The 17,006-nt window shown below is 47.2% G+C and carries 16 protein-coding genes; 7 read left to right on the forward strand and 9 right to left on the reverse strand.

Translation table 11 applies throughout. The features are described from left to right. The first annotated feature begins 83 nt into the window (after positions 1–83). Positions 84–584 (forward strand): cyclic pyranopterin monophosphate synthase MoaC, encoded by a 501-nt coding sequence (gene moaC / locus LPB67_RS12315; RefSeq protein ID WP_262837556.1) that lies wholly within the window; start codon positions 84–86, stop codon positions 582–584. Positions 585–615: 31 nt separating this feature from the next. Here moaC and LPB67_RS12320 read toward each other — a convergent pair whose 3' ends face one another. After that, entirely contained in the window at positions 616–2,328 is a 1,713-nt protein-coding gene (locus tag LPB67_RS12320) for a PglL family O-oligosaccharyltransferase (RefSeq protein ID WP_262837557.1), read from the reverse strand. Between the two features lie 345 nt (positions 2,329–2,673). On the opposite strand from LPB67_RS12320, the gene LPB67_RS19115 reads away from it, so the two are divergent. Next, positions 2,674–3,138, forward strand: a complete 465-nt coding sequence (locus tag LPB67_RS19115; RefSeq protein ID WP_316685205.1) for a prepilin-type N-terminal cleavage/methylation domain-containing protein — start codon at positions 2,674–2,676, stop codon at positions 3,136–3,138. Positions 3,139–3,380: 242 nt separating this feature from the next. Then, on the forward strand, positions 3,381–4,169 hold the full coding sequence (locus LPB67_RS12330; RefSeq protein ID WP_262837558.1) for a hypothetical protein: 789 nt from the start codon (positions 3,381–3,383) through the stop codon (positions 4,167–4,169). 58 nt (positions 4,170–4,227) lie between these two features. Here the strand turns inward: LPB67_RS12330 and LPB67_RS12335 are convergent, their stop codons facing one another. The 8 genes from LPB67_RS12335 to LPB67_RS12370 all read right to left on the reverse strand — a co-directional run bounded on the left by LPB67_RS12335 (position 4,228) and on the right by LPB67_RS12370 (position 11,632). After that, the gene (locus LPB67_RS12335; RefSeq protein ID WP_262837559.1) at positions 4,228–4,848 is read right to left on the reverse strand and encodes an FHA domain-containing protein; all 621 of its coding nucleotides are present in this window, start codon (positions 4,846–4,848) and stop codon (positions 4,228–4,230) included. Positions 4,849–4,886: 38 nt separating this feature from the next. After that, positions 4,887–5,693, reverse strand: a complete 807-nt coding sequence (locus LPB67_RS12340; protein WP_262837560.1) for a Stp1/IreP family PP2C-type Ser/Thr phosphatase — start codon at positions 5,691–5,693, stop codon at positions 4,887–4,889. Between the two features lie 395 nt (positions 5,694–6,088). Then, positions 6,089–6,970 carry a succinate--CoA ligase subunit alpha gene (sucD, locus tag LPB67_RS12345; RefSeq protein ID WP_262837561.1) on the reverse strand — a complete coding sequence of 294 codons (882 nt, stop codon included), beginning with the start codon at positions 6,968–6,970 and terminating at the stop codon, positions 6,089–6,091. An 18-nt stretch (positions 6,971–6,988) separates the two neighbouring features. Then, positions 6,989–8,170, reverse strand: coding sequence for an ADP-forming succinate--CoA ligase subunit beta (sucC, locus tag LPB67_RS12350; RefSeq protein ID WP_262837812.1), 1,182 nt, complete (start codon positions 8,168–8,170; stop codon positions 6,989–6,991). A gap of 43 nt (positions 8,171–8,213) precedes the next feature. Further along, positions 8,214–8,804, reverse strand: coding sequence for a DUF2889 domain-containing protein (locus LPB67_RS12355; RefSeq protein WP_262837562.1), 591 nt, complete (start codon positions 8,802–8,804; stop codon positions 8,214–8,216). 232 nt (positions 8,805–9,036) lie between these two features. Then, on the reverse strand, positions 9,037–9,498 hold the full coding sequence (gene recX / locus LPB67_RS12360) for a recombination regulator RecX (RefSeq protein WP_262837563.1): 462 nt from the start codon (positions 9,496–9,498) through the stop codon (positions 9,037–9,039). A 135-nt stretch (positions 9,499–9,633) separates the two neighbouring features. Beyond that, positions 9,634–10,668: a recombinase RecA gene (gene recA / locus LPB67_RS12365; protein WP_262837564.1), complete on the reverse strand. Its 1,035-nt coding sequence runs from the start codon at positions 10,666–10,668 to the stop codon at positions 9,634–9,636. A 577-nt stretch (positions 10,669–11,245) separates the two neighbouring features. Next, positions 11,246–11,632, reverse strand: a complete 387-nt coding sequence (locus LPB67_RS12370) for a GFA family protein (protein ID WP_262837565.1) — start codon at positions 11,630–11,632, stop codon at positions 11,246–11,248. A 714-nt stretch (positions 11,633–12,346) separates the two neighbouring features. On the opposite strand from LPB67_RS12370, the gene LPB67_RS12375 reads away from it, so the two are divergent. Genes LPB67_RS12375 through LPB67_RS12390 form a run of 4 tightly spaced genes read left to right on the forward strand, consistent with a single transcriptional unit; the run spans position 12,347 to position 17,005 of the window. After that, positions 12,347–13,081: a response regulator transcription factor gene (locus tag LPB67_RS12375; RefSeq protein ID WP_262837566.1), complete on the forward strand. Its 735-nt coding sequence runs from the start codon at positions 12,347–12,349 to the stop codon at positions 13,079–13,081. Next, the gene (locus LPB67_RS12380; RefSeq protein WP_410482734.1) at positions 13,078–14,625 is read left to right on the forward strand and encodes a sensor histidine kinase N-terminal domain-containing protein; all 1,548 of its coding nucleotides are present in this window, start codon (positions 13,078–13,080) and stop codon (positions 14,623–14,625) included. The genes LPB67_RS12375 and LPB67_RS12380 overlap by 4 nt, the downstream gene beginning before the upstream one ends. A gap of 23 nt (positions 14,626–14,648) precedes the next feature. Continuing rightward, positions 14,649–14,969, forward strand: coding sequence for a DUF4212 domain-containing protein (locus LPB67_RS12385; protein ID WP_262837567.1), 321 nt, complete (start codon positions 14,649–14,651; stop codon positions 14,967–14,969). Then, complete coding sequence (locus LPB67_RS12390; RefSeq protein ID WP_262837568.1) at positions 14,969–17,005, forward strand: sodium:solute symporter family protein; 2,037 nt, start codon at positions 14,969–14,971, stop codon at positions 17,003–17,005. The genes LPB67_RS12385 and LPB67_RS12390 overlap by 1 nt, the downstream gene beginning before the upstream one ends. The last annotated feature ends 1 nt before the right edge of the window (position 17,006 follow it).

Raw genomic sequence — 17,006 nt, forward strand, 5'->3', positions numbered from 1 at the left:
TCAAAACAATCCTGCGCAGATCTGGCCGGCATTTTTGTTGCTGCGTATAGTTTCTATCACTTCAGTTTTTTAATTTTCTCGCTATGACAAACGACAACTCCAAAGGATTGACCCATTTTGACGCCACTGGTCAGGCACATATGGTCGATGTCGCAGAAAAAAAGGATAGCCATCGCATTGCCATCGCCAGCGGCACTATCCGCATGAAAGCAGAAACGCTGGCAATCATCACCCAGGGCACGGCAAAAAAAGGCGATGTACTCGGCATCGCACGGATTGCCGCCATCATGGCCGCGAAACGCACCAGCGACCTGATTCCGCTATGTCATCCACTGGCGCTGACACGCGTTGCGGTCGATTTTAGCATCGACACGGACCAGCACAGCATCAGCTGCACCGCACAAGTCGAGACAGTAGGCAAAACCGGAGTAGAGATGGAGGCATTGACAGCGGTACAGGTAGGCTTGCTGACCATCTACGACATGTGCAAAGCCGTCGATCGCGGCATGGTCATGAGCGATATCCGGGTGTTGGAAAAACACGGTGGCAAGTCGGGCGATTGGGTCAGTCTGATCGACGCGTAAATTAACTCAGCCGCCACGACCAACTGGACAACTAAGGCGCATCACGCGGCGGCATCGCTTTGAAAATCGCCGCATACCGCGCATCCAAAGCCGCCTGCGCCTTCCAGTAATCATAGTACTCAGGGTACACAATCGGATGCAGGCGCTGCAAAGTCAACATGGTCCTGCTGGCTTTTTCAGGTTGACCGTTCAGCACATAAATTTCCGCCAATTTATTTAAGAAATGCGCATATCCAAAACGTTGACTAGTATGCTCGGCCAAGGAAATGTCAGAATCTAGCATTCTTTCATGAACCCTCAATTTACTAAACTTAAAATAATCAAAAAATTGAGGAAATGCCGTAAAACGAGGTTGATCCATCGCCTTTGTGTCGACCTGATAACCCATTTGCTCCCTTCGCATGACTTTAAACCCGAAAGAGACTCTCTGATAATCTAAGGTAACAAGCGCAAGTACAGTACAAGACAACATGAATCCAGTAGCGATGGGCCACTGTTTTACTATAACGCCAGTTGATGGCCAGCGTTGCTGATGAACCATGCCCATCAAAACGCCAATTGGTATAAGGAAGTAGGCATACCACAATGGAAATTCCACGAGACTATGTATAAATGCAGCAGCGAAAAACAAAGTGGCAAATCTTCCAGCAATAGTAATTTTGTTCATTAAAGAAGATTTAACGTACCACAATGTAAGGAACAAAAAAATTAATACCGTTGCAGGCCATCCCAATTCAGCTGCAAAATTCAAAAGAAGGTTGTGCGAATGCTCTGCATAAGTAGCTGCACTAAAGTCGGCCCCTATTCTTACCTGCTCTGCAGTAAATCCAAACCAGCCAATACCAAACCATGGATGTTGAGATGCCATACGCCAAGCTTGCTGCATCAAAACCATACGCTCAGAACGTCCACTTACATGCTCTTCTAGTGATCCACTTGTAAAACCAAGAAAATGCGACAAACTTGGCAAACTTATCACAAAACTGATATATATTAATACCATACAAAGCAAAAATTGTTTGTGGATTAGTCGATCCCCCTCTACTCTGAATAAACTAATTAGTCCGAAGATCGGGACAATTAACCAACCAATTCGTGACTGCGTCAGAGCTAGCCCCCATAAGATTACGGATACAAGCAACCCACTAGCCCATTTACTGAGCAATTGACGATGATATAGCCACCAAATGGAAGCAAGAGAAAAACATAATAACAATGCCAATTGATTTGGCTGAGCTACATTTGCATAGGGACGCATAAAGGGTTGCGCATCCCTTGAGATAAACATCACAAAAGGAATGGCATTAATGCCCATCACTTGCATCATTTCCATGACAACAGACAATAACCCGGCAAGCAAATGTGCGGCGGAAACTGCAAGGCAAATAGCGTCAATACCATTATTCTCTTTTGCATACGTAGCTCCGACAATGATCGCTAAACCAAACAGGAAGAAATACATAAATGGAAGCATCAGATCATTCGGGAATATCACAAACCCAAAAAGGATTTGAATCAATACAAAAAAAGCAATCCCAAGTGGCAAAAATAATAATTTAGGAAAAATTAGGACTGACTCTTTATTTTTAGCAAGATAACCAAATAAAATCAACAAACCAAACACTGTTAGCACATCGTGATAATAAGTTCGATATGGGTGAAAATGGAAAGGGTGAATGAATGACGCGAACAAAAAAAATGAGAAAGTTAACAAAATATTTTTAACTTGCTTTTTTGATAGCATAATAGATATCTAATAACGTGAGATTTAATAACCGAAATCAATATAGCATGAGGAGTTAAATTTTTTTAATCCTAAGCATTTAAGTGATGGGAACTATTTAGCGTTAGAAAAATTAGGTGACCATTATTTGTCAATCATGACGCAAAACGACAGTAGTATAAAATTTTTGTCTTAAGATAGCCCTTAAAAATGCGTGAAGTTGCTTAGGTTATTTGTTTTTTACAAAAATTTAATCTCGCGAGAGCCACTAAGTTCACAAAACGCACCCCATAAATTCTGGCATGCGATTTGCTCTTTAAAAATTGCAGTAACACACTTTGTTTTATTACATAACTGGAGTTTGACATGAATACACAAAAATCTAGCCTACAGCTTAAAGCATCAAAAGGTTTCACTCTGATTGAATTGATGATTGTCGTTGCTATTATCGGCATTTTGGCTGCGGTCGCATTGCCGCAATACAGTAACTACACCTCACGTACTCGCGCTGCAGCATCAAAACAAGAATTGGATCCAGTTAAAACTGGCGTTGCATTATGCCTACAAGAAACAGGCACGCTCACTGGCTGCAATTCTGGTTCGAACGGCGTTCCAACCGCAGTAGCATCCAAAAATCTTACGACAATTGGCTCCGTTACCAACGGTGTTATTAGTATGACTGGGGGCTCCACAACGGCAGCAGGTGCAAATCATACAATTATTGATACACCGACATTTTCTTCAGGTAACGCTGTTATGACCTGGACTGAGTCCGGCACAATTTGTGATCCAGTACGTGGCTTGAAACCTGGTCAGGGCGATTGTCCATAAAAACAGTAATGCTTTACTAAATTAAAGGGTCTTTTTGACCCTTTAATTTCATCGAAAGCAATCAAGTAACCCGCATTTATGCTTCTCTTTGCGGACTAAAACTAGTTCTAGCTTTAGTTTAAACAAAAAATTCACTTGTTCTAAAAGTAGATATAAGCCTTTTATCTTATATTTAACCAAATCGAATTCCTAAAGACGCGGTTTTTACTAATTTCATTGAAATAAATAATTTCAATTTAATCATGAGAAAGAATATTCAAGCCAGCTTAATACATTTATCTGTCAGCGTTTCAATTGTTTCTTTGGTTTTATTGTTTACGTTACTTGTATGCTATCCAACTCCCTATTTTCACGCTATGGGTGTCAAAAATATTTTGGTTATTTTGGCAATCGCTGATATTACAATCGGCCCAATAATAACGTTGATCATTTATGACCCGTTGAAACGTTTAATTAAATTTGATTTAGCAGTAGTTGCAATACTTCAATTGATAGCACTTGGATATGGTGTGTCTACCATACTAGCTGGCAGACCCGTTTATGTAGTCTATTTTGAAGATAGATTTATCCTGGAGTCAGCTTTCGATATTCCTAAAGTCGAATTAGACAAAGTTAATACCTCAATGCTTCCATTCACTGGTCCCCGAATTGTTGCTGTGCAACTTCCAAAAGATAAAACGAAACTAAAGAGTTTAATTCAAGAAGGTGCTAGCCAAAGTAAATGGCTTCCCCAAATGCCAAGTCTTTTTATTCCTTATGCATCTGTTGCAGAAAATGTAAAATCCAAACTAAAAGAACTAGATGAGTTGCGTTTTTCACAACCAACAGAAACGCTAGACAGCATGGAAGAAGAAGTAACAGAGGCATTAACCATTAACATGCTAAAAAGGGAGGAAGTCGGCTTTATTCCCGTAGAAGGCCAAACTACCAATCTGACAGCTCTGATCAAAAAAAGTGATGCAAGCGTTATCCGCATAATAGTGGTTGATCCTTTTATCAAAAAGACCTCTAAAAATTTGAATATTAATTGAATTTCTCAATTATCAAAAATCTCTTTCAGCATCTATCTTAAAAAATTAAAAATTGTTTTTAACCGTTATCAAAAATAAATTTCATTTTTGTCCCGGATAAATCAAGCATGTCATTGTTGGCAATTTGTTGTGGTTTAAGATCAATTTCAATATTATTAATTTTGGGTTTTGACATTCCGTCGACATGTGCAATAAAGTAATTCGGGCCTTGCTTTGTTATCGCGACAACTTGCACCCCTGGGCTACCGATCGTTGTAACAGGTTTAGTCAAGTGCAACTCCCTGCCGGCATTTGAGCCATTAATTACTTTAATTTTTGCAGAGGTAGTGAAATTAGGGGGTGTGACAGAAGTTTGTGCAGGTAGCGTGGGAGTAACTCCAATTATTGGAATTACTTCAGAAGTAAATCTCAACTTGTACTTACCAACATCAATCACATCCTCATTTTGCAATAAATGCTTCTTGATAGGTTGACCATTCACCATGGTGCCGTTGGTACTGCCTAAATCCAGGACAAATGAGCCGTTTGAGGTTGTGTCGATAGCAGCGTGCTGGCCGCTGACGGTTAGGTGATCAATCGCTATATCGTTGGTGGGACGTCGTCCGATTGTCAACCGCGGTTTAAGGATAGTGAGTTCTTTTTGGACCAGACCGTTAAAAGTGACGACAATTTTCGCCATAGTGTTCTCTTTAAAAAAACCTGATTAAAGTGAGTGATCTATTTTGACAGGATATAATTTTTTAGCGATTGTGATTCTAGTTTGGAGATCTTCATCAGAATCACGGAAATATTGTCGCGACCACCCTGCTCGTTTGCGCTATCAATAAGAACTTTGCAGCACAATTTTAAATTATCCGCATGCTGGCGTATCAGGTGATGGATTTGATCATGATTGAGCATATCGGTCAATCCATCGGAGCACAGCAAGTAAATATCGCCCTCTTCCATTGCATGCTCATGTATTTCTACCTCCACATCATCTTGGGCGCCGACGGCTCTGGTAATGAGATTTTTTATTGGTGAATGCTGAGCGTTCTCTTGACTGATCAGGCCTGCATCGATTTGCGCCTGCAACACCGAATGGTCGTGGGTGATCTGCAGCAGTTTGTCCGATCTGTATCGGTAAGCGCGGGAATCCCCGACGTGCGCAACCAATAATTTGTCGTAATGACAAAAAGCAACTACAACGGTTGTTCCCATGCCGATGAACTCTGCATTGTCTTGCGCTGCGCCCCATACCTGATGATTGGCTGAATCAATAGCATCTTTAATCCAGCGCATGGCGATCGAAGTTTTGTGTCCAAATAGGGACGAAAATGTGGAGGATTTTTTGCGCAATAGCTGCTGCTTAATGCTGTCGACCGTCATTTTGCTGGCCACTTCGCCAGCGTTGTATCCACCCATACCATCGGCCAGCACTGCGAAATCAGCTTCCGCGCATATTTCTATGGCATCTTCATTATGCGCTCGTACTAGTCCCGTATCCGAGAGGCCCGCAAACTCTAATACGCGTTGAAATGACATGGATATAAAATAGTTAAAAATCAGGCTGTGCGTTAAAGATAGGGAGCATTTATTAGCACTGAAAATGTTGTCAGTAAGCCTGTTGGACTAAGCTTAACACCAACCAAAGAAATTGTTGCGTAAAGATAAGTAATTCCCAACATTGTCCTACTCTGTTAATTGTTATCGCAAGAAATTTCCAGTAGTGCGCATTTCTGTCACTGATGAACAACATCGCCATCACCTGATCGCATTTCAATGCTTGCAATTGATTAAAACGATTTAGCTAATCCAACTATAGAGTGCTGTTATCAATTGCCAGATCATTCTATAAATTGATTTGGACGATTTTCCACATTTGATTATAAAAAAAGGGAGAGCTAAGCTCCCCCCTCTTTTTTCTCAAGCTTTTCAGATTACAGCATGGCTTTCAGCAAACGCGCCATTTCTGACGGGTTCTTGGTTGCTTTAATACCGCATTCTTCCATGATGTCGAGCTTCGCTTGTGCCGTATCGGCGCCACCGGAGATCAACGCACCGGCGTGGCCCATACGCTTGCCCGGAGGGGCCGTCACACCGGCGATAAAGCCGACCACCGGTTTTTTCATGTTGTCACGTATCCAGTAAGAAGCATTGGCTTCGTCAGGGCCGCCGATTTCACCGATCATGATGACGGCGTCAGTATCTGGATCATCATTGAACATCTGCATGATGTCGATGTGCTTCAGGCCATTGATCGGGTCGCCGCCGATACCAACGGCAGAAGACTGACCCAGACCCAGTGCAGTCAATTGACCCACTGCTTCATAAGTCAGTGTGCCGGAACGGGAAACCACGCCGATACGGCCTTTACGGTGGATGTGACCTGGCATGATGCCGATCTTGATTTCGTCTGGCGTGATCAGGCCGGGGCAGTTAGGGCCGAGCAATTTGGTCTTGCTGCCGGACTTTGCCATACGGTCTTTCAACATCATCATGTCACGGACGGGAATGCCTTCAGTAATGCAGATTGCCAGATCGAGGTCGGCTTCTACTGCTTCCCAGATGGCCGCGGCTGCGCCTGCCGGCGGCACATAGATAACCGACACGGTGGCACCAGTGGCGGCTTTTGCTTCAGCAACGTTTGCGTAGATTGGAATGCCTTCGAAATCTTCGCCGGCTTTCTTTGGGTTAACACCGGCGACGAAACAGTTTTTACCGTTTGCGTAGTCGCGGCACATGCGTGTATGGAACTGGCCAGTTTTGCCAGTGATACCTTGGGTGATGACTTTTGTGTCTTTATTGATCAGGATGGACATATCTGTTCCTTGCGATTATTAAGCTTTAGCAGCGGCGGCAACAACCTTCTGCGCCGCTTCTTCCATCGTGTCAGCCGCGATGATAGGCAGGCCGGAGTCAGCCAGCATCTTCTTGCCGATGTCTTCGTTGGTACCCTTCATGCGCACTACCAGCGGCACTTGCAGGGAAACTGCCTTGGATGCAGTAATCACGCCTTCAGCGATCACGTCACAACGCATGATGCCGCCGAAAATATTGACCAGGATTGCTTTCAGGCCGGGATTTTTCAACATGATCTTGAAGGCTTCTGTCACCTTCTCTGCCGTCGCACCGCCGCCTACGTCGAGGAAGTTGGCTGGTTCGCCGCCGAACAGTTTGATGGTATCCATGGTTGCCATGGCCAGACCGGCACCATTCACCAGGCAACCGATATTGCCGTCGAGGGAGATATAAGCCAGGTCAAATTTGGAGGCTTCGATTTCAGCTGGATCTTCTTCATCCAGATCGCGATAGGCAACGATTTCCGGTTGACGGAACAAAGAGTTAGAGTCGAAATTGAATTTCGCATCCAGTGCAATCACTTTGCCAGAGCCAGTCAGGATCAAAGGATTGATTTCCGCCAGGGAGCAGTCAGTTTCCATGAAGGCTTTGTACAAACCTTGCAACTGTACGCGCGCATCAGCGATGGAGCCTTCAGGCACACCGATTTTACGGGAGATGTCGTCAGCTTCTGCATCTTGCAGACCATTGGTTGGGTCGATTGCCAGGTTGTGGATCAGTTCTGGATGTTTTTCTGCCACTTCTTCAATATCCATACCACCTTCGCTGGAGGCCATCAAGACCACGCGCTGGCTGATACGGTCAGTGACCATACTGACATACAGTTCTTTTTTGATGTCTGCGCCTTCTTCGATCAACAGGCGACGGACCTTCTGACCTTCTGGACTGGTCTGGTGAGTGACCAGTTGCATACCCAAAATGGCAGTAGCATATTCACGCACTTGCTCCAGGGATTTAGCCACTTTAACGCCGCCGCCTTTACCGCGACCGCCTGCGTGGATTTGCGCTTTGACAACCCAGACCGGGCCACCCAAGGTTTCAGCCGCTTTCACGGCTTCATCTACGGACAAGCATGGAATACCGCGTGGCACTGTCACTCCGAATTTACGGAGGATTTCTTTACCCTGATACTCATGAATTTTCATACGACTTCCCTTCAGACACTGAGGTATTAGTTAATAAGTAAAACAACACAAAAACAAACTAGCTGGATGATTTTGCATCAGCCGACGCTTTTAAAGCCGTCGACCAACGCGGGTAATACTGCGCAACTGCCGGCCCATCCAGGCGCAGCGCATGGCAACGATTGAGTTGAAACGGTTGTTGTGTTTGCTCAGAGGCACTGGCGCCATCCCGGGTATCGATCACATCGCCGGCAAATGCCTGAACTGCGGCAGTCGGTAAAATTTGGGCTAACTCAGTGATATGCGTACATCCGTTGATACCAGACAGTCTTTCTTTTACGCCTTGTCGAAATTGCATAAACAAATTGAGACCGATCAATTTTTTATAATCAGGCACTATCGTGTTGCAAAATCCTGGATAAGGTACTGCATCGGAAACAGCAACGGCATCGACGATCGTCAGATTGGTATCAATCGTGATACGCAGACTAAGGTCGTGCAAAGCGGTACCCACAGGGCGAATGCCCGAAGCAAGCTTGATATCGCGGGTCTTGGAATCGGTGATATGGGCGTCGAGATCCCACAATCCGTCATCGCGAGCGAATGCGTCGATCTGGATTGAGCGCGTATGCTTCAGCGCACGTCCGATAGTTGTTGATGGTAAGGGCATAATGCCTACTGGCGGCTATTTCAGAATAAAGAGCCACAATTGCGTGTCGTTACCGCAGCTTCTACGATAACAGCCGCTCCTGCGGCCCTGCAAAAAACCACAGAAGTGTAGCACAAGTGGCTCATCAAACCGGGTTTACCGCAGCATTTACTATATAGATAGTTGAATTATTTCTGTAGATGGCCTACATATTCATAGATAAATTGACCATACATTAGAGAGATTTATACGATTAATTATCCAGTTCATCCTCTCTAGGAGCGCGCATTGCCAGTTGAATCGCTTTTTGCGAAAACCCCCGTTGCTGTAAAAACCGGGCTTGCTTAGCCTTTTCCGCATGATCTATTGCTTTATCAGGGAATTTTCTATGGAGTATCTCAATCGCTCTATCCGTTTCCGTCACGCTCAATGCACTTTTGATCCGTGCGATTTCCTGGCTATCCATCTGATGACTTTGCAATTCGGCCAGAATACGTTGATTACCAAACCGGGCAATACGACGATTTACCAGAGAATCAGAGAAACGTTCAGCAGATAAATACTTGGCAGCTTCCAGCGTATCCAATAAAGCCGCGACATCGTCACCATCTTGCGCATACCGTTCCAGCTTGCGCGCCAATTCGATACGGCTATGCTCACGCATCGACAAATACCGGAGCGCCCTTGCTTTCAAGCTGATTTGCAGTTTAGGCATAAATTCAGATGATCAATAAAAAAACGCCGGCACATTCATGAAGAGTGGATCCGGCGTTCTGGCTGCAAATTTGCAAAGCATTAAAATTAGCGAAGTGAATGATCAAAATCGTTAAGCGCTTAACTTAGCTTAGTTTCATTCGGCAGCTGGCGGCAACAAAGGAACATTCAAATGTGCGCGAACTTTATTCTCAATCTCGCGCGACAATTCTGGCCGCTCTTTCAGGTAAGTACGTGCATTATCCTTACCCTGACCTATGCGTTCGCCGTTATAGCTATACCATGCGCCAGCTTTTTCAATAATTTTGGCATCTGCTGACAAATCAAGAATTTCGCCTTCGCGTGATGTACCTTCACCGTACATGATGTCGAAATGCGCCTCTTTAAATGGCGGTGCGACTTTGTTTTTCACCACCTTCACTTTGGTTTCATTACCGACCACTTCATCGCCCGATTTGATCGAGCCGGTACGGCGAATATCCAGACGAACTGAGGCGTAGAATTTCAATGCGTTACCGCCCGTTGTGGTTTCAGGGCTACCGAACATCACGCCAATTTTCATACGGATCTGGTTAATAAAAATCACCAAAGTGTTGGTACGCTTGATACTGCCAGTTAATTTGCGTAAAGCCTGAGACATCAGACGCGCCTGCAAACCTGGGAGCGAGTCGCCCATGTCGCCTTCAATCTCGGCGCGAGGCGTCAATGCCGCGACCGAATCGATCACCACCAGATCAACGCTGCCGGAACGTACCAAGGCATCCGTGATTTCCAGCGCTTGCTCGCCGGTATCCGGCTGGGAAATCAGCAAATCAGATAAGTTGACACCCAACTTCTGGGCATAACCGACGTCCAACGCATGCTCAGCATCAATAAAGGCACAAGTACCGCCTAATTTCTGCATTTCGGCAATGACTTGCAAAGTCAGCGTCGTCTTACCAGAGGATTCCGGACCGTAGATTTCAACGACACGGCCGCGCGGCAAGCCGCCGACGCCCAGAGCCACGTCCAAACCCAAAGAACCGGTCGATACCACCTGAACTTCTTCTACCACCTCACCATCGGCCATCCGCATAACGGAGCCTTTGCCAAACTGCTTCTCAATCTGTGCCAGTGCGGCAGCCAATGCTTTGCTTTTGTCAGAGCTGGAATCGGATTTTTTGTCGTCCATGATTTCTTTCGGGAATGTTACGCCTGGTTGTCGTTTACTTAATCTTACTACCTGAGAATCGATAAATTCTCTGTTTTTATTCAGCCTGGCCATACTGTATAAAAAATCAGTGATTTATGCAAGCATGTTTTTAATATTCTTGATTTCGGTATATGGATCAAGGAGTTTGCCGAAATTGTCTGAAAAGAATACACAATAATTGTCGATTTTCGTTTAACTCTGAATTTTTTCCAGCTAACTCTGAATTCCCGACACATATAGCGAATTGTCTGTTCGCATACGAAAATTAAAAAGTCCAGATTGGGTATGAAGAAGTGAATATTTATTGAGTTTGCAATAAAATCCGTCGATGCTAAATAAGCCTTTAGGGCATTGCGCCCCCATCGGGGCCAGCGCTTACAAATCGTGGCACTTTTCCAAGAAAATACGTAAGCAATTCAATCGTCCGGTCGAACTAAAGGGGGGCTGAAAAACTGAATCCCTACTAGAAGGCCTGCGAGAAGACATCGGCTAGTCAAATGGCGGCGGCGCAAGGAGTAGCGCCCACACATTGAGTATGAGGACGACCTGGCTGACATCAATCAAGGAAGGTCCAGGTATCAGCCCCATCAAAATGACGCACCTTAACCACTTCTTTCAAACGTGGTTCAAAATTGCTCAAATTCACCCCGTGCCTTGCGCCCAGTTGCCCATCTATGGGTTCCCAGTGCGTCGCACAACCGCAGGTCTTACAACGAACCGTCCTCAGGGTCTTGTCGCCCCACACGTAATCGTTTGTATTCTCTGGGTGCCCCTCGATGCTTACCGTGCCGAATGGGTAATAGACCCATTGACCGCCCAGGCGCCGGCACAACGAGCAGTTGCATTTTGTCGACGTCTCCGGCATTGACGGCAGGGTCAGTCGCACCGCGCCGCAATGGCAAGAACCTTGTAGCGAAGGCAAGTTCGACGTTTCTTCTGTCATGAAGCGACTCCTTAGTATTGATGAGATTTTCCGTTCAACAATAAATCGGCTTATGAACGTGAAGCCATGAACAGGGGAGTGAGCGCAATTCCTGCTTGAATACCTATTGACTAGGCACACCGGCTAACGTTCCTTCCTGCTGCTTGAAACTACGATGCAAAGTATGATCTAAAAACAAACATATTGTCACGCAAAAAAGGGCATTTCAAAAAGCGGCTGGCCAGGTGCTTGCGCCGTAGACAGTGTAAATGAGTAAGGCAAGGCGGCTCTGCAAGCACGTCGGGCTCTTTTTTAAATAAAGCCTATCCCTGCGAATTCAGACTTTAATGAAAAAAAATCCTAGTGTATTCAAAGTTAAATGAATTTTCAGTTCAGACTTGAATTAGCACGTGCGCTATAAGTCATTGATTTAACGCGGCGTGCATTTCAGACTTAACTGAAAATCAACATTTGCCGAAATTGTCTGAAAAAAATACACACTAATCCGGCAATGCGATGCAATGTCCCACATAGTTAGCCTGAGCTTGTGACAAAAACCCATAAACCACATAGACTTAACTCCAGAGACAAACCATCGGATAACGACAAAACCAATTTTCCGGCGCATAGCTGTCTTGCAAAGCCATTGTAGCTGCGGCCAGATTGCAAACGGCTCTTTGCTCTGCATTGTCAAAATTGAGATTTTCATCGTGTCCCTCATAAGAAAATTCCACCATGCGTATATTGCTCGCTGAAGATGATAGTGTTCTCGCCGACGGCCTGACGCGCTCGCTGAGACAGTCTGGCTATGCCACCGATTGCGTGGCGAACGGCCAGGAAGCGGATTCCGCTTTATCCACTCAAGATTTCGATTTACTGATCCTGGATTTAGGTTTGCCCAAACTCAGCGGACTCGAAGTCTTGCGCCGCTTACGCGCGCGCAACTCCCATTTACCGGTGCTGATATTGACGGCCGCTGACTCGGTAGAGCAGCGCGTCAAAGGTCTCGATCTTGGTGCCGACGATTACATGGCAAAACCGTTTGCCTTATCCGAATTGGAGGCGCGGGTGCGCGCCTTGACCAGGCGTGGCGCCGGTGGCGGGCCAACGGTCATCAAACATGGTCCGCTGACGTATGATCAGGTCGGGCGTATCGCGTATATCCATGAACAGATGCTCGATCTCTCGGCACGGGAATTAGGTTTACTCGAAGTTCTCCTGCAAAGAACCGGACGGCTGGTCTCAAAAGAACAATTGGTCGATCATTTGTGCGAATGGGGTGAAGAAGTCAGTAACAATGCGATCGAAGTCTATGTTCATCGCCTGCGCAAAAAAATCGAAGTCGATGGAGTCAGGATCGCCACCGTCCGGGGCTTAGGTTATTGCCTGGAAAAATTCTTCGTGGCACCCGCTGCCCCTGCCGACCCAAGCAATACAACCAACATCGTGACGCCTACCGATACACCATGACTGACGACCACGGCGCCGATATGGCAATTCATTCGCAAGCGCCGGACCATCCTGTGCACAGCCAGCAGCCGGAAAAAATCCAGCGATCCTTGTTCGGTGAAATCCTGGACTGGATGCTGGCCCCGCTGCTGCTGCTGTGGCCTATGAGTATCGCGATCACTTACCTGGTCGCTAAATCGATCGCCAACCAGCCATTCGACCGCGCGCTTGAAGACCATGTCCTGGTACTGTCGCAACAAATAAAACAAGTCGATGGAAAAATCGTCACGCAAATGACGAATCCTGCACGGGATATCTTGCGCGCCGATGATCTCGATAGCATTTATTTTCAAGTCAAAACTGATCGCGGCGATTTGATTGATGGCGATAAAGATTTACCCAATCCGCCGGATGAAGAAAAGCCTGCCACAGGAACCGTACAGGTACGTAACGAAACCCTGCGCGGCATTGATATACGGATCGCTTACAGCTATATCAACCTGAATAAAATTACGGGCAGCTCAGGCACCCAAAATACAGAAAAATATGCGCCGAACCTGGTGCTGATCCAGGTTGCGGAGACCTTGGAAAAACGCAATATACTGGCGAATGAAATCATCAAGGGTGTGATTCTCCCGCAATTTATTATTCTGCCGATTGCGCTGGCGCTGGTCTGGTTCGCTTTGAGCCGCGGACTTTCGCCTCTGGCAGAATTACAGCACAGAATACGCGCGCGCCGTCCCGATGATTTAAGCCCGATTGATTCGCGCCAGGTGCCTGAGGAGATCACGCCTTTAGTGCGTTCACTGAATGAAATGCTGGAACGTCTGGCGCAAACCATCGATATCCAAAAACGCTTTATCGCCGATGCCGCGCACCAGATGAAAACGCCGTTGGCGGGTATGCGTATGCAATCCGAATTGGCATTGCGACAAACCGATCAGGAAGAAATTCATCGCTCGCTATTGCAACTTGCAAAAAGCTCAGAGGCGGCTACCCGCTTAGTCAATCAATTGCTGACGCTCGCCCGGGCAGAAAATCAAACGCCTGCGACCCGACCTTTAGAACCAGTTGAATTGAGCGAGCTGGTGCGCAGCACCGTACACGATTGGATACCGACCTCGTTCTCTTGCAAAATCGATCTGGGATTGGAGCAGCCTGATTTTCCGGTAATGATTTTTGGCAATCCGCTGATGCTCAGGGAATTGCTGAGCAACCTGATTGATAACGCGATCCGTTATACGCCGAAAGGCATGAGCGTGACGGTCAGGATACGCGTCAGCGAAGAGCAGGCGCTGGCAATCTTGGAGGTCGAAGATAACGGGCCGGGGATCCCGGTCGCCGAGCACGATCACGTGTTTGAACGCTTCTACCGCATCCTCGGCAGCAATGTGCAAGGCAGCGGTTTAGGCCTGTCTATCGTGCGCGAGATTGCCCAGCAACATAATGCGCCTATCGAGATCATGTACAACCCGCGCAATCAGGATGCCAAATATCCGGGATGCCTGTTCCGCGTCTCGTTTCAGATGAACCCGCATGCCAGCTTGCCTGGCGACTTGTCCTGACAGCCTTGTAAAGAACATCCGCTATGGAAGCAAGTACAGCAGCCCCATCCAGCACCAGCGTCTATTGGCGACACACCCGTCAATTGACGGTGATCTTGTTGGCAAGCTGGTTGCTGCTGACGTTTGGCGTGTTATTTTTCGCGCGTGAGCTGGCGCTGTATACCTTCTTTGGCTGGCCGTTTTCATTTTATATGGCGGCACAAGGCCTGACTCTATTTTATGTTTTGCTGTTAGCGGTGCTATCGTTTGTCATGCGCAGAATTGAACAAGCACATCAAACTCATCTGGCCAATCAAGCTGAGCATGCCGTCGATAGTTCGACCCCGATTAAGGATGGTGTCTAATGGTGCAACGTCGTTTTACCAAACGCCTGACGATCTATTACGCATGGTACACGCTGCTGTTCATCGTATTTTTGATCAGTCTGGCAGTGCTGGAAAAAGAAGGTGTGCCGCGGGCATGGATAGGTTATCTGTTCATGTTCTCCACCATCGTGATTTATGCCGGCATCGGCGTATTGAGCCGCACTTCGGACATCTCCGAATACTATGTCGCGGGACGCCGCGTCCCGGCCATTTTCAATGGCATGGCGACGGCGGCTGACTGGATGTCGGCGGCGAGTTTTTTAAGCCTGGCGGGCGGGCTGTATCTGCAAGGATTTGATGGTCTCGCTTACATCATAGGCTGGACCGGCGGCTTTTGTCTGGTCGCGCTGCTGATCGCACCTTACATACGCAAATTCGGTCAATACAGTATTGCCGATTTTTTAGGCACACGATTCGCCGGTGCGCAAGGTAGCAATACTGTCAGGGTACTGGCTGTGATTGCCACTATTTTTATTTCGTTTACCTATGTCGTCGCACAGATATACGGCGTCGGCCTGATTACTTCGCGGTTTACCGGAGTCGATTTTTCGGTCGGGATCTTTTTAGGACTGGCGAGCATTTTGGTCTGCTCATTTTTAGGCGGCATGCGCGCAGTCACCTGGACCCAGATCGCCCAATACATCATCATCATCATCGCCTACATGATTCCTGTCACCTGGCTATCGGTCAAGCACACCCAAACGCCGATCCCGCAAATTGCCTATGGTTCTAAATTATCCGAATTAAGCAGCAAGGAAAAACTGTTCGCCGCCGACCCTAAAGAACAGGAAGTGCGGGCGATTTTTAAGGAACGTGCCGACGCGTTTCAGCTCAGAATCGAGCAACTGCCCAACTCATGGGAACAGGGTCGCTATGAATTGCAGCATCAACTCGACGAGCTGAAGTCCGGCAATGCCTCGCTGATCGAGATCAAAGCGGCAGGCCGCGTTTTGGCGAATTATCCGAAGACGCCGCAAGACGCGCAGCAGCGCTGGGCCGAGGCCAAAAATAATAATCTGGCGCGTGCCGAACCCGGTATTACCAACTACATGCCGTATGCAGCAAAAGACCCGAACGAGTCAGACATCAAACGCAATAATTTTCTGGCGCTGGTGTTCTGTCTGATGATGGGTACGGCTGCCCTACCCCATGTATTGATACGCTACTACACCACGCCATCGGTGCGCGAAAGCCGGGAGTCGGTATTCTGGTCCTTGTTTTTTATCATGCTGCTGTACATCACGATTCCCGCACTGGCGATCCTGGTGAAATACGATATCTACACATCGCTGGTCGGCATGGAATTTTCCAAACTGCCATCGTGGGTTACCTATTGGGCCAGCATCGACAAGATTAATCCGCTGGTCAACATCACGGATATCAATCACGATGGCATCGTCCAGTTAGCCGAGATTGCGATTGATGGCGACATCGTGGTGCTGGCGACGCCCGAAATCGCCGGTCTGCCGTATGTGATTTCCGGCCTGGTTGCCGCCGGTGGCCTGGCCGCGGCTTTATCGACGGCGGATGGATTGCTGCTGACGATTTCCAATTCCTTATCGCACGATATCTATTACAAAATTGTCGATCCTAGCGCTTCGACGCAAAAGCGGGTGACGATTTCAAAACTCCTGTTGCTGGTAGTCGCCCTGGTGGCCGCATATGTCGCCTCGCTCAAGCCGGCCGATATTCTATCGCTGGTCGGTGCAGCCTTCTCCTTGGCCGCCTCTGCGCTGTTCCCTGCACTGGTATTGGGCATATTCTGGAAGCGTGCCAATTATCAAGGGGCGATCGCCGGCATCGTTGCCGGCTTTGTCGTCTGCGTGTTTTATATGCTCAATACGCATCCCTTATTCGGTGGCAGCGCAGGCAATCAGTGGTGGCATATTGCCCCCATTTCTGCCGGGGTATTCGGGGTGCCGGCAGGTCTGATCAGTATCGCGATTGTCAGCTTGATGACACCGAAACCTGACCGGCATACCTTGGAGTTGATTGATTTTATTCGCGCGCCTTAGG

It is taken from the genome of Undibacterium sp. Jales W-56 (assembly GCF_025548535.1).
Classification (GTDB): domain Bacteria; phylum Pseudomonadota; class Gammaproteobacteria; order Burkholderiales; family Burkholderiaceae_D; genus Undibacterium.